General features: G+C 62.5%; 16 protein-coding genes. 15 read left to right on the forward strand and 1 reads right to left on the reverse strand.

The window, feature by feature from the left end:
• Window positions 1–53 precede the first annotated feature (53 nt).
• Window positions 54–1,808, reverse strand: a complete 1,755-nt coding sequence (locus DOM33_RS13105) for a chloride channel protein (protein WP_420820191.1) — start codon at window positions 1,806–1,808, stop codon at window positions 54–56.
• Between the two features lie 269 nt (window positions 1,809–2,077).
• On the opposite strand from DOM33_RS13105, the gene erpA reads away from it, so the two are divergent.
• From erpA to atpG, 15 genes are all read left to right on the forward strand, one after another.
• A complete protein-coding gene (gene erpA / locus DOM33_RS13110) occupies window positions 2,078–2,431 on the forward strand; it encodes an iron-sulfur cluster insertion protein ErpA (RefSeq protein WP_110669674.1) in 354 nt (117 codons plus the stop codon).
• Window positions 2,432–2,527: 96 nt separating this feature from the next.
• Window positions 2,528–3,316 (forward strand): transporter substrate-binding domain-containing protein, encoded by a 789-nt coding sequence (locus DOM33_RS13115; RefSeq protein WP_110669676.1) that lies wholly within the window; start codon window positions 2,528–2,530, stop codon window positions 3,314–3,316.
• Window positions 3,317–3,419: 103 nt separating this feature from the next.
• A complete protein-coding gene (locus DOM33_RS13120; protein WP_110669678.1) occupies window positions 3,420–4,088 on the forward strand; it encodes an amino acid ABC transporter permease in 669 nt (222 codons plus the stop codon).
• Complete coding sequence (locus DOM33_RS13125) at window positions 4,085–4,846, forward strand: amino acid ABC transporter ATP-binding protein (protein ID WP_110669681.1); 762 nt, start codon at window positions 4,085–4,087, stop codon at window positions 4,844–4,846. The genes DOM33_RS13120 and DOM33_RS13125 overlap by 4 nt, the downstream gene beginning before the upstream one ends.
• 850 nt (window positions 4,847–5,696) lie before the next feature.
• Window positions 5,697–7,592: a tRNA uridine-5-carboxymethylaminomethyl(34) synthesis enzyme MnmG gene (mnmG, locus tag DOM33_RS13130; RefSeq protein WP_110669683.1), complete on the forward strand. Its 1,896-nt coding sequence runs from the start codon at window positions 5,697–5,699 to the stop codon at window positions 7,590–7,592.
• The gene (rsmG, locus tag DOM33_RS13135; RefSeq protein ID WP_110669685.1) at window positions 7,589–8,221 is read left to right on the forward strand and encodes a 16S rRNA (guanine(527)-N(7))-methyltransferase RsmG; all 633 of its coding nucleotides are present in this window, start codon (window positions 7,589–7,591) and stop codon (window positions 8,219–8,221) included. Before mnmG ends, rsmG begins: the two co-directional genes overlap by 4 nt.
• A gap of 87 nt (window positions 8,222–8,308) precedes the next feature.
• Entirely contained in the window at window positions 8,309–9,076 is a 768-nt protein-coding gene (locus DOM33_RS13140; protein ID WP_110669687.1) for a ParA family protein, read from the forward strand.
• A 95-nt stretch (window positions 9,077–9,171) separates the two neighbouring features.
• Window positions 9,172–10,104 (forward strand): ParB/RepB/Spo0J family partition protein, encoded by a 933-nt coding sequence (locus DOM33_RS13145; RefSeq protein ID WP_110669689.1) that lies wholly within the window; start codon window positions 9,172–9,174, stop codon window positions 10,102–10,104.
• Between the two features lie 180 nt (window positions 10,105–10,284).
• The gene (locus DOM33_RS13150) at window positions 10,285–10,686 is read left to right on the forward strand and encodes an ATP synthase subunit I (RefSeq protein WP_110670292.1); all 402 of its coding nucleotides are present in this window, start codon (window positions 10,285–10,287) and stop codon (window positions 10,684–10,686) included.
• A gap of 9 nt (window positions 10,687–10,695) precedes the next feature.
• The gene (gene atpB, locus DOM33_RS13155) at window positions 10,696–11,523 is read left to right on the forward strand and encodes a F0F1 ATP synthase subunit A (RefSeq protein ID WP_110669691.1); all 828 of its coding nucleotides are present in this window, start codon (window positions 10,696–10,698) and stop codon (window positions 11,521–11,523) included.
• A gap of 64 nt (window positions 11,524–11,587) precedes the next feature.
• Window positions 11,588–11,815: a F0F1 ATP synthase subunit C gene (gene atpE / locus DOM33_RS13160; RefSeq protein ID WP_110669693.1), complete on the forward strand. Its 228-nt coding sequence runs from the start codon at window positions 11,588–11,590 to the stop codon at window positions 11,813–11,815.
• Between the two features lie 75 nt (window positions 11,816–11,890).
• Entirely contained in the window at window positions 11,891–12,361 is a 471-nt protein-coding gene (locus DOM33_RS13165; protein ID WP_110669694.1) for a F0F1 ATP synthase subunit B, read from the forward strand.
• A gap of 12 nt (window positions 12,362–12,373) precedes the next feature.
• Entirely contained in the window at window positions 12,374–12,916 is a 543-nt protein-coding gene (locus DOM33_RS13170; RefSeq protein ID WP_110669696.1) for a F0F1 ATP synthase subunit delta, read from the forward strand.
• Between the two features lie 16 nt (window positions 12,917–12,932).
• A complete protein-coding gene (gene atpA, locus DOM33_RS13175; protein ID WP_110669698.1) occupies window positions 12,933–14,477 on the forward strand; it encodes a F0F1 ATP synthase subunit alpha in 1,545 nt (514 codons plus the stop codon).
• Window positions 14,478–14,551: 74 nt separating this feature from the next.
• Complete coding sequence (gene atpG, locus DOM33_RS13180) at window positions 14,552–15,430, forward strand: F0F1 ATP synthase subunit gamma (RefSeq protein ID WP_110669700.1); 879 nt, start codon at window positions 14,552–14,554, stop codon at window positions 15,428–15,430.
• The last annotated feature ends 41 nt before the right edge of the window (window positions 15,431–15,471 follow it).

The following is a 15,471-nucleotide window of genomic DNA, read 5'->3' on the forward strand; positions in this document are numbered from 1 at the left end:
GCTCACCTCCCGGCGGATATTGGTGTCGTTTGCATCGTGAGGCGTCTTCATCGTCAGCGTTTGCGACGATAGTAATTCTCGATCGCTTCGCGGGTGATGATACCGGAAATCTTGCGGATCATCGGCGCGGTCATGTGCTCGACGTAGAGCGCGTCGACGCCGGATTCGTTGAGGGTATCAAAGGCTTCCGAGAGCGTTGCCTGCAGCGGAACCGGCGCCAGATCCAGCCGCTCGCCCGGCACTTCCTCGAGATCGATGCGTTCGTGCTCGGCGAGCCACGCCTCGTCGTCGAGCACGCGGGCGAGACTCGCCGCCTTCATCGCCAAGGGCGGCTTGTTGCGGTTGTCGTCGACGATGACCAGCCAGGTGGGTTTGGAACCGAGCAGGCTACGAGCGCGGTCATGATCGATAAGGCGCGGCGTGCGCACCAGGTTGCGCTCCATGACCGCCGGTACCGCGACGCGGGAGAGCGCCTGCATCAGGGGTTGCTGCAGCGGATGCTGGCCCAACTGATTGAGCGTCGACATGAAAAATCCTTGGCAGCCGCAGAATTGCCGTGCCGTGAGGACAGCCACCACGACCGCCAGCATGCCCGGCAGCATGATGGCGGCGTTGCGCGTGAGTTCCAGCAGCGCGAGCAGCGCCGCCAGCGGCGCCTGCAGGGCAGCGGCCATCATCGCCGCCATGCCGAGCACGGCGTAGAGATCCGGCGTGGTGACGATACTCGGAAGCCAGGCTCCCCCCATCATGCCCATCACCGCACCGGCCGCCGCCCCCGATACCAGCAGCGGGCCGATTACGCCGACCTGAATGCCGCCGGCAAGGCAGAGCGCGGTCAGCGACAGCTTGATCACCGCCAGCACCAGCAGCGTATCGAGCGCCATGGGGGCGTTCAGCGTCTGTGCCAGACTGTCGTAGCCGATGCCCTGAACCTCGGGGTAGAACCAGGCGATGGCGCCGGTCACGCTACCGATCATCAGCAGACGCAGCGCGAACGGCAGGCGCGCGACCAGCGCATGCCCCTTGGCCAGACGCACGAAGACGCCGGCCATGACCCCGATGATCAGGGCAGTCAGCACGATCCAGGGCAGATCACGCAGCGAGCTCAGTTCCAGTGGCGGCACGCTGAACGCCGGCTCGCTGCCGTAGACCGCCCACGACACCAGCGCCCCCATGGTGGAGGCGAGTATCACTGGCATGAAACCGGCGATGGTGTACTCCATGATCACCACTTCCATGGCGAAGATGACGCCGGCGATGGGCGTATTGAACGAGGCCGAGATCGCCGCGGCGGTGCCGCAGCCGACCAGCACGCGCAGGCTGTTGTGGGGCAGGCGCAGGCGTGTGCCGATCCAGCTCGATGCCGCCGAGCCGAGATGGACTGCCGGCCCTTCGCGGCCCGCGGAGAGCCCACCGATGACCGAGATCACCCCCACCCACCATTGATTGAGCCAGTTGCGAAACGGCATCTTGCCCTGGTGATAGGCGAGACGTTCGATGACGTGACCGATGCCCATCCGCAGGGTGCGTCGAGGCTGCGGCCAGAGCCAGAGGCCGATGAGCGCGACGGCGATCAAAGGCATCAGGGCGCGCGCCAGCGGCGGTAGCGCCTCGAATGCCTCCGGGTCGTCTCCCGGCATCAGAAAGAGCGCCCCGAGCTGCAGCAGCAGACGAAGGGCCACCATCACGCCCCCCGTTAACACGCCGGCGAAAATGCCCAGCAGGCAGAGCTGGGGCATGGCATCGACGCTCGCCAGTTGGCGACGGAAACGCTCCATGCTGGGACGTCGAAAAGCCAGTCTCGCCACGCCTGCCCCCTTTCTCGTGGGTTGGTCGATCTCGTGGGTTGGTCGATCTCGCGGATTGATCGATCGCGCGCCGGTATGCCGATGGGGACCCGGGCGACGCCTCAGAAGGCAATCATACACGTCGCGTCGGATGCGACGACGGCGCTAAAGTTGACCCTTTTACTGGGTATTACCGATAATGACGGCCATCGACGGCGGCGCAACCCGCCGGCCGCCAAGCCTTTCCGATCTACCCTGCGGTCATGCGACCGCGCTTTGGGAGCGTGACGATGAGTACAGTGGAGTCCTTCGCTCCAAGCCCCATGTTCTTCACCGATGCCGCGGCGAGACGCGTCAAGGCGTTGATCAGCGAGGAGAACAATCCGGCACTCAAGCTGCGGGTCTACGTGACCGGCGGCGGCTGCTCCGGGTTCCAGTACGGTTTCGATCTCAACGACCAGCTCGCCGAGGACGACACCGTCATCGACAACGCCGACGTGAGTCTGGTGATCGATTCGTTGTCGTATCAGTATCTCGTCGGCTCTACCGTCGACTTCGAAGAGGGGCTGGCGGGCGCCCGGTTCATCATCCGCAACCCCAATGCCCAATCTACCTGCGGCTGCGGTGCGTCCTTCTCGGTCTGAATTCGCCTCCCCCGCGCGTATCGACTTGACGTTTCTTAACAAATTTCCTCACTGTAGGCGGTGATCGTCCCGATCACTCACCGATTCGAGGAAATCATGAACAACAACACTCCCGCGACTCCCCGGCTGGCGGCTTCCGCGCTGGCCCTCTCGCTCGGTCTCTCCGCCGTTGCCGTGACCGGTGCGGCTCAGGCCCAGGAAACCACCCTAAACGGTGCCACCGACCCCAGCTTCGTCCCCTTCGAGATGATGGATCAGGACAGCGGCGAGATGGTCGGTTTCGACATGGACATGATCCAGGAGATTGCCGACCGCGCCGGTTTTGCCGTCGATATCAACACGATGGATTTCAACGGCATCATCCCTGCCATTCAGACCGGCAACGTGGATTTCGCCATCGCCGGCATCACCATCACCGACGAGCGCCAGGAGATCGTCGATTTCAGCGATCCCTACTACGACTCCGGCCTGCGCATCCTGGTCAAGGAGGACAGCGACGTGGAAACCGTCGACGGGCTCGAAGGTATGCGCATCGGTACCAAGATCGGGTCGACCAGCTACGACTATCTCCAGGAGAACCTCGGTGACGACGCCGAGATCACGCCCTATCCCGGCAGCTCCGACATGTACATGGCGCTGATGGGCGGCAACGTCGACGCCGTCTTCTACGACGCCCCCAATGTCAGCTACTTCGCCCAGACCAAGGGCCAGGGCCGCGTCAAGACGGTGGGACCGCTCTACGAGGGCCAGCAGTACGGCATCGCCTTCCATAAGGGCAGCGAGTGGGTCGAACCCACCAACGAAGCGCTTACCGCGATGCATGAAGACGGCACCTACGACGACATCTACGAGAAGTGGTTCGGCGAAGCGCCGGACGCCGAATAACGTCACCTATGGCGTCGCGAGGCCGGGCTTTCATGCCCGGCCTCTTGTCGTCCTGCGTCTCGTCGTCTGACGACACGCCTTTCGTGATCGAGGGAGCTCCTCCGTGGAATTGAATTTCCAGTTCGACTGGCACGCGGCGATCGCCTCGCTGCCCTATCTGCTCAAGGGTCTGCCTTACACCCTGCTCATCTCGTTCGGCGGGCTGGCCATCGGCTTCGTCGTCGGGATTCTGTTCGGGCTGATGCGCATCAGTCCGACCCGCTGGCTACGCATTCCGGCCGTGGTCTACATCGAAGTGTTCCGCGGCACGCCGGTACTGGTGCAGGTACTCTTCATCTTCTATGGGCTGCCGACACTGCTCGGCGGACCGATCAACGCACTCACTGCAGGCATCGCCGCCATCGCGCTCAACGCTGGCGCCTATATCTCGGAGATCGTGCGCGGCGGCGTTCAGTCGATCGAACGCGGTCAGCGCGAGGCGGGGCTCTCGCTCGGTCTCTCCGGCACGCAGACCTTTCAGTACATCGTCTGGCCGCAGGCGCTCAGACGCATGATCCCAGCGCTGGGTAACCAGGGCATCGTAAGCATCAAGGACACCTCGCTGTTCTCGGTGATCGGGGTCGGTGAGCTGGTGCGTCAGGGACAGGTCTACATCGCCAATACGTTCACCGCTCTCGAGGTCTACTTCATGATCGCGCTGCTCTATCTGGCAATCACGCTGAGCCTGTCGATGGCGCTGAACCTGCTCGAACGCAAGGGGGTGGTGGGATGAGCGCGACCGACACACGGCCCATCGTGCGCCTGCAGAAGGTCAACAAGCACTTCGGCAAGCTGCACGTCATGCGCGACATCGATCTCGATGTGGCGCCGGGAGAAGTGGTAGTGATCATCGGCGCCAGCGGCTCGGGCAAGTCGACGCTGATCCGCTGCGTCAACGGCCTCGAACCCTTTCAGGGTGGCCGGATCGAAGTCGATGGCAAATACCTCGAGCCCAACGGGGCGAGTGGCAAATCGCTCCAGGCGGTGCGCACCGAGGTCGGCATGGTATTTCAGCAATTCAATCTGTTTCCCCATCTTTCGATCCGCGACAACGTCACGCTGGCACCGCGCAAGGTCCGCGGTATGACGCGTCAGCAGGCCGATGCGACCGCGGACCGGCTGCTCCAGCGGGTGGGCATTGCCGATCAGGCGGACAAGTATCCGGGACAGCTCTCCGGCGGCCAGCAGCAGCGCGTGGCGCTGGCGCGAGCGCTCGCCATGGAGCCGCGACTGATGCTGTTCGATGAGCCCACGTCGGCCCTCGACCCGGAGATGATCGGCGAGGTGCTCGATGCCATGCGCGAGCTGGCCAAGGACGGCATGACGATGATGATCGTCACCCACGAAATGGGCTTCGCCCGCGAAGTCGCCGACCGCGTGGTCTTCATCCACGGCGGCGAGATCGTCGAGCAAGGGCCGCCAGAGCGCGTTTTCGACCAGCCACGTCATGAACGGACTCAGGCGTTCCTCTCACGCGTGCTCAAGCACTAGCCCCCCGCGAGCGGACCCGTTCGGAGTTCGCTCGCGCTTGTTCTGGTCTCCTCGCTTCCCTCGCACCGACAGCCTCTTTTCCTCTCTTCTCAACGCTCTCTCTTCTCGACTCTCGCTCGCTCTTTCGATGCCGATTCCGCGCTCGCGCCTTCAGCGAGCACGGCACAGCATTCGCGCTCAGCGCTCGATCATGACCGCCCTGCGGGCATCGATCAGGAGCTCATCGTGAGAATGGCACCCTGCTAATCGGTATTCACATCGACTTTTTGGGCCTGTGGATAGTTTTTCGACGAATTCGCTTCCATCCCGCTCATGGCAGTCGTCACAGCGCGATCGATCATCTGTTGAGGCCTACGGTGACAGCGGGCGTATGCATCGGTGGATAACCCGTGCGCCATCACGGCTGTGGACAATGTACGCTTTCATCCACAGGATCCGGACCGCTTGTCGCCAGCCTCGTCAGAACTTTCAACGGTTTTGAATAACAGCACAAGCTATTGGAAATATTAGAGTTTTTTAGAATATCCACAGAAATCATCCACACCAATAGTCATTACCATTACAGAAGTTCTTTTATATTCTTTCTTTTATTTAATATTGATACTGATGACTGACCCGTCGCATAGCGAGACGGTGTGGAAAACCCCTGACGGTTACCCACAGGACGTTTATACTGTGCGGCCCTTGCGATACCGGCCCTGATTCAACGAGCGTGTCATCACCCAACGTCGAATCGAGGAAGACCGGGTCGCGGATCGCCGCCGTCGCTAACGCGCCGGCTCGTCACAGAAGCGATCAACGAGATTCATTCGCTGTCGAACGCATCGATGCGCGTTCAACGAGGTGAGACGTGGAGTACCCCGACCGCTTTGAGGTCATCGTCATCGGTGGCGGCCATGCCGGCACCGAAGCGGCTCTGGCAGCCGCTCGTAGCGGTGCCAAGACACTGCTGTTGACTCACAACATCGAGACGCTGGGTCAGATGTCCTGCAATCCCGCCATCGGCGGCATTGGCAAGAGTCATCTGGTCAAGGAGATCGATGCACTCGGCGGTGCCATGGCAACGGCGACCGACCTTGCAGGTATCCAGTTTCGCGTGCTCAACTCACGCAAGGGCCCGGCAGTCCGTGCGACTCGAGCCCAGGCGGACCGCGTTCGCTACAAGGCAGCCATCCGGCATCTGCTGGAGAACCAAACGAATCTCACCCTGTTCCAACAGGGTGTGGATGACTTGATCGTCGACGGCGATACGGTGATCGGTGCTTTGAGCCAGACCGGTATCCGTTTCATGGGCGATACCGTGGTGCTGTGTACCGGTACCTTCCTCGGCGGGGTTATCCACATCGGCATGGATCACTACGCCGGTGGCCGCGCCGGCGACCCGCCCGCCAACGCGCTTGCCGAACGACTGCGAGCGCTGCCGTTTCGCGTCGATCGCCTGAAGACCGGAACGCCGCCGCGAATCGATGCCAAGAGCGTGGATTTCTCTCAGCTCGAACGTCAGCCGGGCGATACGCCGCTGCCGGTGATGTCCTACCTCGGCTCACGGGAACAGCATCCGCGCCAGGTGGACTGCTTCATCGCCCACACCAACGCCCGAACCCATGAGATCATTCTCGCCAATCTCGATCGGTCGCCGATGTACTCCGGCGTTATTGGCGGGGTCGGTCCGCGCTACTGCCCGTCGATCGAGGACAAGGTTCACCGCTTCGCCGACAAGACGAGCCACCAGATCTTCATCGAGCCCGAGGGCCTCGATACCCACGAGCTCTACCCCAACGGCATCTCGACGTCGCTGCCCTTCGATGTGCAGCTCGAGGTCGTGCGCTCCATCGCTGGACTCGAAAACGCCACGATCACGCGTCCGGGCTACGCCATCGAGTACGATTTCTTCGATCCGCGGGATCTCAAGCATTCGCTGGAAACCCAATTCGTCCACAACCTGTTCTTCGCCGGCCAGATCAACGGCACGACGGGTTATGAGGAAGCCGGTGCCCAGGGGCTGCTCGCCGGACTCAATGCCGCACGCCGCGCTCGTGGAGAGACGGCCTGGTGGCCGCGACGTGACGAGGCCTACCTCGGCGTGCTGGTGGACGACCTGATCTCCATGGGCACGCAGGAGCCCTACCGCATGTTCACCTCGCGTGCCGAATATCGACTGCTGCTGCGCGAGGACAACGCCGATCTGCGCCTGACGCCGATCGGGCGCGAACTGGGCCTGGTCGACGATGCGCGGTTCGCTGCCTTCGAGGTCAAGCGCGAGCGTATCGAGCGGGAGAGCGAGCGGCTGCGAACCAGCTGGATCCAGCCGGGAACGCCGGCCGCCGATCAGCTGGCGGAAAAACTCGGCCAGCCCTTGGCTCACGAGTACAGCCTGATGGATCTACTCAAGCGCCCCGAGCTGACCTACGCCGACGTCGCCTCGCTCAAGGGCGAGCCGGTGGATCAGGAAGCGGTCGCCGAGCAGGTTCAGATCGAGGCCAAGTACGCCGGCTATATCGCGCGACAGGCCGATGAGATCGAGCGACTGCGGCGTCACGAAGAGACCGCGCTGCCCGACTCGCTCGACTACGCAAACGTCGATGGGCTCTCCCACGAGATTCGTCAGAAGCTCACCGAGGCCCGCCCGCAGACGCTGGGGCAGGCGGGACGCATTTCCGGTGTCACGCCGGCGGCGGTGTCGATACTGCTGATTCATCTCAAGAAACGTCGACTGCTCGACGACAGCCAGGCGATGAAGGCATGACGCCGACGTGTGAAACCCTGTTGGATCGCGGTCTCGCGGCGCTCGACATCGACGTCGATGCCTCCCAGCGTCAGCGCCTGCTGGCGCTCCTGGCGCTGTTGCACAAGTGGAATCGCGCCTATAACCTCACCGCAGTGCGCGACCCCGAGGCGATGGTCTCGCGACATCTGCTCGACAGCGCCAGTGCGGCGGCGTCGGTACGTGGCCCCAAGCTGCTCGATGTCGGCGCCGGACCCGGGTTCCCCGGGCTGGTGCTCGCGATCCTGAATCCATCGCTTGCGGTAACGCTGCTCGACAGCAACGGCAAGAAGGTTCGCTTCCAGCGCCAGGCGGTCATGGAACTCGGACTCGACAACGTACGCTGCGAGCAGAGTCGGGTGGAAACGTTCGAAGGGCGTTTCGATCAGATCATTTCGCGGGCTTTCGCGTCGCTGGGTGATTTCATCACGCTGACGCGGCCGCTGCTGGCCGTGGGCGGCGAGTGGCTGGCCATGAAGGGCGCGCTCGAGTCTCGGGAGCGCGATGCACTTCCCTCGGACATCCTCGTTCGCGAGCAGCGCCTCCTCGAGGTCCCCGGACTGGACGGCGCCGAGCGCCAGCTGCTTACCTTGACGCTGACATCGGCGTGAGTTCGAACCAGAGCGACACGGCCAACGGCCATAGCGGCGGGTCCAGCGACGATCTCCGCGATCCAGTTTCGACCTAGGGAGTCGCCAGTGACCAGAATCATCGCCCTGACCAACCAGAAAGGCGGCGTGGGCAAGACCACCACGGCGGTCAATCTCGCCGCCTGCCTCGCGGCGCTGGACCGTCGCGTACTGCTGGTCGACCTCGACCCGCAGGGACACGCCACCATGGGCAGCGGCGTCGACAAGCACGCCCTCGATGCCAGCGTGCTCGACGTGCTGCTCGGCGAACGTAGTGCCGGCGAGGTGATCGTCGACTGCGCGGTCGCCGGCTATGCCCTGCTGCCGGGCAACGGCGATCTCACCGCCGCCGAGGTCGACCTGCTCTCCCGAGAAGGACGCGAGCGGGTGCTGCAGTCGGCGATCCAGAGCGTCGCCGAGGACTACGACGTGGTCGTCATCGACTGTCCGCCTTCGCTCAACATGCTCACGGTGAACGCACTGACCGCCGCTCATGGCGTGCTGATCCCGGTACAGTGCGAGTTCTATGCCCTCGAAGGGCTCTCCGCACTGCTCGATACCGTCGAGCAGATCCAGGAGAGCGTGAACCCGACGCTGGCTATCTTCGGTATCGTGCGCACCATGTTCGACCCCCGCAACAGCCTCACTCGAGACGTCAGCAAACAGCTCGGGCAGTACTTCGGCGATGCGTTGCTCAAGACCACCATTCCGCGTAACGTTCGCGTCGCCGAGGCGCCGAGCCACGGCGTCCCGGTGACCAAATACGCTCGCTTGTCTCGTGGCAGCCAGGCGCACCGCGTGCTGGCCAAGGAGTTGATTCGCCGTCTCGAGCTGTAAAGCTCGGCCGACGACCCGTTCATGACGCTTCGATCCGTTCGGTCGAAGCGTTCGCGTTTCATCAGCAAGCCAACGATCGCTGCGAGGAAAAAGCCATGACGACGCGTAAACGCCCGCTGGGGCGCGGCCTCGATGCCCTGATCGGTTCCAGCGCGCGTCGCCGCGACACGCTTTCGTCGGCCGACGCACCATCGACGTCCGACGTCGACGTGCCGGACGCCTCGCACGCCCCGGTCACCGAGACGGGAGAAACGGGCGATCGACTGGAGTATCTGCCGCTACGCCAGCTCGGCCGCGGCAAGTATCAGCCGCGCCGCGACATCCAGCCCGAGGCGCTCGAGCAGCTCGCCGATTCGATCCGCGCCCAGGGCGTGATGCAGCCGATCGTGGTGCGTCAGATCGGCAAGGATCGCTACGAGATCATTGCCGGGGAGCGGCGCTGGCGCGCCTCCCAGCTGGCGGAGCTGGAGACCATCCCGGCAGTGGTCCGGGAGGTCAGCGATGAGGTGGCGCTGGCGCTGGCGCTGATCGAGAACATCCAGCGCGAGAATCTCAACCCGGTCGAGGAAGCGATGGCGCTCAAGCGCCTGCTCGACGAGTTCGAACTGACCCAGCAGCAGGTCGCGGATGCGGTGGGACGCTCGCGGGCCCAGGTCGCCAACCTGCTGCGACTGCTGGCGCTCGACCCTCACGTGCAGACGCTGCTCGAACGCGGCGATCTCGACATGGGCCACGCCCGGGCACTGCTCGGGCTACCCACGACCAAGCAGCGCCATGCGGCGCACGAGGTCGTCGCTCGTGAGCTGACCGTGCGCCAGACCGAGGCGCTGGTGAAGCAGATCGCAAGCGGCGAGAAGAAGAGTGACGACAAGCGCCAGCCCGCCGATGTGGGACGGCTCGAGAACCGTCTCGCCGATCTGCTCGGGGCGCCGGTCAAGATTCACCACAACAACTCCGGCAAGGGGCGTGTGACGATCCGCTACACCAGTCTCGACGAGTTGGATGGTATTCTCGGCCACATTCGTTGAGGGTTCCTAGAAAGTATTTAGCGGGTTAATGGAAAATACGCGCTTTTCACGCGTCGTTTTCCCACAAGATGCCTCAGATCGATGCAGGTCCGGTTGAAGCGGCATGACCGCTTCTCTATAATCCGCCGGGGTTTGCCTCTGCGGCTATTCAACATTCAAACAAGCGGTCAGAACCGACAGATGGCAAGAGTCCGCGGGCCTGCCCGTTACCCGCGCCCGAGTACCACTCGTCTCATCGTTTGCCAGGTAGTGGTCATCGGCACGTTGAGTGTGATCGCGGCCGCCCTGGGGGGCGGACAAACGGCGCGGGATGCCGTGATGGGCGGGCTAGTCAGTCTGATACCGTCTTTCTACTTTGCCTGGCGCCTGTTCGGCCAGTCTCAGAGACTCACGGGTGCGGCAGGCCGCCTCTACAAGGCGGAAGCAGGCAAGTTCGGTTTGACGGTGGCACTATTTGCAATCGTGTTTGCGCTAGTGCCCCCCTCAAACCCGACTTTTTTCTTTTTGACCTACGTGGCGACGATCGCCGTGCACTGGCTGGCCCCCTGGCTGGTGCGTCGACAGTCGTCCCCTCGGAACTGAGGCAGACTCATGGCAGCAGGCAACGACACGACGTCAGTCGAATACATCCAGCACCATCTCCAGAATCTGACCTTTGGCCTACATCCGCAGAACGGGTGGTCGATCGCCCACGGTCAGGAAGAAGCGCGCGAAATGGGTTTCTGGGCACTTCATCTCGATACGCTGGGTTGGTCCATCGCCATGGGCGTGCTGTTTCTGCTGCTTTTCCGGCGTGTCGCCGTGCGGGCGAGCAGTGGCGTGCCGCACGGACTTCAGAACGTGGTGGAGTCGATCGTCGAATTCGTCGACCGTACGGTCAACGAATCCTTCCATGGCAAGAATACGTTGATCGCCCCGCTGGCGTTGACGGTGTTCGTCTGGATCTTCCTGATGAACTCACTCAAGCTCATTCCCGTCGATTTCTTGCCCGGTCTCTTTGCCAAGATGGGCGTCGACTACATGAAAGTCGTCCCTACCACCGACGTCAACGCCACCATGGGGATGGCGCTGGGCGTGTTCTTTTTGATCATCTTTTACAGCATCAAGGTCAAGGGCGTTGGCGGTTTCGCCAGAGAGCTCTCGTTCACCCCGTTCAATCACTGGGCACTGATACCCTTCAACCTGCTGCTGGAAATCATCGGGCTGGTCGTCAAGCCTTTGAGTCTGGGACTGCGACTGTTCGGCAACATGTTCGCCGGCGAAGTCATCTTCATCTTGATCGCCCTGCTGCCGTTCTGGATTCAGTGGGCGCTCAACGTCCCCTGGGCCATTTTCCACATTCTCGTCGTCACCCTGCAGGCTTTCGTCTTCATGGTGCTGACCATCGTCTATCTCAGTTTGGCGCACGAGAAACACTGAGTTTCGCGTGTGAAATTTCTCTCAGGTTTTCCCTTAACCGCAACTTGAAACAGGAGCCATCCCCATGGACTACATCTACCTCGCAGCCTCTCTCATGATCGGCCTGGGTGCACTCGGTACTGGTATCGGTTTCGCCCTGCTGGGCGGCAAGATGCTGGAAGCGACCGCTCGTCAGCCGGAAATGGGCGCTGAACTTCAGACCAAGACATTCATCATGGCCGGTCTGCTGGATGCCGTACCGATGATTGGTGTGGGTATTGCGATGTACCTGATCTTCGTCGTCGCCGGTTAATGACTCGACGCCGGGCGGTTCACCGCTCGGTTCGTTTCATGTCGGCTGCCACGAACCTGTCAGAGGTACATCCCTGTGAATATCAACTTGACGCTTATCGGACAGTCGATTGCCTTCGCGATCTTCGTCTGGTTCTGCATGAAGTACGTGTGGCCGCCCATTATGCAGGCGCTGCAGGAACGTCAGAAGAGGATCGCTGACGGCCTGGACGCAGCCAGCCGTGCCACTCGCGATCTCGAACTGGCGCAGGAAAAGGCCAACGAGACGCTCGCCGAGAGCAAAGCGCAGGCGCACGAGATCCTCGAACAGGCCAACAAGCGCGCTGCCCAGATCGTTGAGGAAGCGCGTGAAACGGCTCGCGAGGAAGGCGATCGCATCGTGGCCGGTGCACGTTCTGAGATCGATCGGGAAGTGCAGCGCGCCAAGGAAGAGCTACGTGCCCAGGTCGCAGTGCTGGCAGTCGCCGGCGCGGAGCGGATTCTGGAATCCTCCGTCGACGAGAGCAAGCATCGTGAACTCGTCGACAAGCTTGCCGCTGAGCTCTAAGGGGGAATGCCCATGGCTGATTCGTTTACCGTTGCTCGCCCCTATGCCAAGGCGGCGTTCGAACACGCACGCGATCATCAGGCGCTAGCGGCTTGGTCAGAAAGCCTCGACTACTACGTCGTCGTCGCCCGCGACGACGACGTTCGTGAGCGCGTTCTGCACAACCCCCGGTTGTCGAACGACGAAAAGACACGGCTGTTTCTGGCTCTCTGCGAAGACGGCTCCCGAGACGAAAACGTCAACAATTTCGTACGGCTCTTGGGTCAGCGAGGACGCCTGACGGCGCTTCCCGACATCGCCGAACATTTCGAAGTTCTGCGGGCGACAGAAGAAAAGCGGGCCGATGTCACCATCGTCTCCGCCTTCGAGCTGGAAGACGCTCAGCGAAACGCTCTCGCCGAAGCGCTCAAGAAGCGCCTGAATCGTGAAATCTCCATTACCACTCAAGTGGACCGCGAGCTGATAGGCGGCGTGATCCTGCGTACTGGCGACACCGTCATCGACGGCTCCGTACGCGGTCGATTGCAGCGCCTGCGCGAAACGCTCACGGCTTGAGTTCGAGGGACATGGCATGCAGCAACTGAACTCCTCCGAGATCAGCGACATCATCAAACAGCGTATCGACAAGCTGGATGTTGCTTCCGAAGCCCGTAATCAGGGCACCGTCGTCAGCGTCGCTGACGGCATCGTTCGTATCCACGGCCTGGCCGACGCGATGCTGGGCGAGATGATCGAATTCCCCGGCGGCATCTTCGGCATGGCGCTCAACCTCGAGCGCGATAGCGTCGGTGCCGTAGTGCTCGGCGACTATCTCGAGCTCGAAGAGGGCATGACCGCACAGTGCACCGGTCGCATCCTTGAAGTGCCGGTGGGCCCCGAGCTGGTCGGCCGCGTGGTCGACGCGCTGGGTAACCCGATCGACGGCAAGGGCGACATCGACACCAAGATGACCGACGCGATCGAAAAGGTGGCGCCGGGCGTCATCACGCGTCAGTCCGTCGACCAGCCGGTGCAGACCGGTCTCAAGTCGATCGATGCCATGGTGCCGATCGGCCGCGGCCAGCGCGAGTTGATCATCGGTGACCGCCAGATCGGCAAGTCCGCCGTGGCGATCGACGCGATCATCAATCAGAAAGGTACCGGCATCACCTGTATCTACGTCGCGATCGGTCAGAAGCAGTCGACCATCGCCAACGTGGTGCGCAAGCTCGAAGAGCACGGCGCGATGGATCACACCATCGTGGTCGCCGCCGGCGCTGCCGATCCGGCCGCCATGCAGTATCTGGCGCCGTACGCCGGTTGCACCATGGGCGAGTATTTCCGTGACCGTGGCGAAGACGCCCTGATCGTCTACGACGATCTCTCCAAGCAGGCCGTCGCCTACCGTCAGATCTCGCTGCTGCTGCGTCGTCCGCCGGGCCGTGAAGCCTACCCCGGTGACGTCTTCTACCTCCACTCGCGTCTGCTCGAGCGCGCCGCGCGCGTCAACGCCGACTATGTCGAGCGGCTGACCAACGGCGAAGTGAAGGGTAAGACCGGCTCGCTGACCGCACTGCCGATCATCGAGACGCAGGGCGGCGACGTCTCCGCGTTCGTACCGACCAACGTGATCTCGATCACCGACGGCCAGATCTTCCTCGAGACCGGGCTTTTCAACTCGGGCATTCGTCCGGCGATCAACGCAGGCCTTTCGGTCTCGCGTGTCGGTGGTTCGGCGCAGACCAAGATCATCAAGAAGCTGGGTGGCGGCGTACGTCTGGCGCTGGCGCAATATCGTGAGCTGGCGGCGTTCTCGCAGTTCGCTTCCGATCTCGACGAGGCGACGCGCAAGCAGCTCGAACACGGTCAGCGTGTGACCGAGCTGATGAAGCAGAAGCAGTACTCGCCGATGTCCGTGGCCCAGATGGCGCTCACGCTCTATGCCGCCAACGAAGGCTTCCTGGACGACGTACCGGTCGACAAGGTGCTGGACTTCGAGCGCGCGCTGCAGGACTACATGAAGTCCGAGCACGCCGACCTGCTCGACAAGATCAACTCAAGCGGCGGCTACGACGACGAGATTCAGCAAGGTCTCAAGTCGGGTCTCGAGTCGTTCAAGTCCACTCAGACCTGGTAAGCGGCGCGGCCCGGATATCCCTGGATACCCGGGCCGCCCCGTCCAGCTGAGCGACAGGAATCAGGTGATCCGCGATGGCAGCTGCAAAAGAGATCAAATCCCAGATCGGGAGCATCAAGAACACGCAGAAAATCACCAGCGCCATGGAAATGGTCGCTGCGTCGAAAATGCGTCGGGCCCAGGAGCGCATGGCGGCCAGCCAGCCCTATGCCAAGCTGATTCGCCGAGTGGTCGGTCACGTCGCCAAGGCCAATCCGGAGTATCGACACGACTACATGGTCGAGCGTGAGGTCAAGCGCGTCGGCTATATCGTCGTCTCCAGCGATCGCGGTCTGGCGGGCGGGTTGAACGTCAACCTGTTCAAGGCCGTCGTACGCCATGCCAAAGAGTGGCACGAGCAGGGCGTCGGCGCCGACTTCGCGGCGATCGGCAGCAAGGCGGCCGGTTTTTTCCAGAAGCAGGGCGGCAACCTCATGGCGGCCAAGAAGGGCCTCGGCGATGCGCCGGAAGCCCAGGATCTGGTCGGCAGCGTGAAGGTGATGCTCGATGCTTTCGACGAAGGCAGTCTCGATCGGCTTTACGTGGTGTACAACGAATTCGTCAACACCATGACGCAAAAACCCGTGGTGCGTCAGCTCCTACCGCTCGAGGCGGTCGAGGACGACACCGAGGGTGACGAACAATCCAGTCCCGGCAACTGGGACTACCTGTATGAGCCGGACGCCAAGACCCTGCTCGATCACCTGCTGGTTCGCTACGTCGAATCCCAGGTGTATCAGGCCGTGGTCGAGAACGCGGCCTGCGAGCAGGCCGCGCGGATGATCGCGATGAAGAACGCGACCGACAACGCCGGCAATCTCATCGACGATCTTCAACTGGTGTACAACAAGGCGCGTCAGGCGGCCATTACCCAGGAAATCTCGGAAATCGTCGGTGGCGCCGCGGCGGTATGACGACGGCGCCGCCTGCGTGGCGGCGCTCGAGTACGGCTTGG

Origin of the sequence: Salinicola halophilus (assembly GCF_003206155.1) — a bacterium.
GTDB lineage: Bacteria > Pseudomonadota > Gammaproteobacteria > Pseudomonadales > Halomonadaceae > Salinicola > Salinicola halophilus.

Coding starts and splice junctions, on each gene's coding strand:
- erpA (WP_110669674.1), top strand. CDS start 2,078: ATGAGTACAGTGGAGTCCTTCGCTCCAAGCCCCATGTTCTTCACCGAT.
- DOM33_RS13115 (WP_110669676.1), top strand. CDS start 2,528: ATGAACAACAACACTCCCGCGACTCCCCGGCTGGCGGCTTCCGCGCTG.
- DOM33_RS13125 (WP_110669681.1), top strand. CDS start 4,085: ATGAGCGCGACCGACACACGGCCCATCGTGCGCCTGCAGAAGGTCAAC.
- rsmG (WP_110669685.1), top strand. CDS start 7,589: ATGACGCCGACGTGTGAAACCCTGTTGGATCGCGGTCTCGCGGCGCTC.
- DOM33_RS13145 (WP_110669689.1), top strand. CDS start 9,172: ATGACGACGCGTAAACGCCCGCTGGGGCGCGGCCTCGATGCCCTGATC.
- DOM33_RS13150 (WP_110670292.1), top strand. CDS start 10,285: ATGGCAAGAGTCCGCGGGCCTGCCCGTTACCCGCGCCCGAGTACCACT.
- atpB (WP_110669691.1), top strand. CDS start 10,696: ATGGCAGCAGGCAACGACACGACGTCAGTCGAATACATCCAGCACCAT.
- atpE (WP_110669693.1), top strand. CDS start 11,588: ATGGACTACATCTACCTCGCAGCCTCTCTCATGATCGGCCTGGGTGCA.
- DOM33_RS13170 (WP_110669696.1), top strand. CDS start 12,374: ATGGCTGATTCGTTTACCGTTGCTCGCCCCTATGCCAAGGCGGCGTTC.
- atpA (WP_110669698.1), top strand. CDS start 12,933: ATGCAGCAACTGAACTCCTCCGAGATCAGCGACATCATCAAACAGCGT.
- atpG (WP_110669700.1), top strand. CDS start 14,552: ATGGCAGCTGCAAAAGAGATCAAATCCCAGATCGGGAGCATCAAGAAC.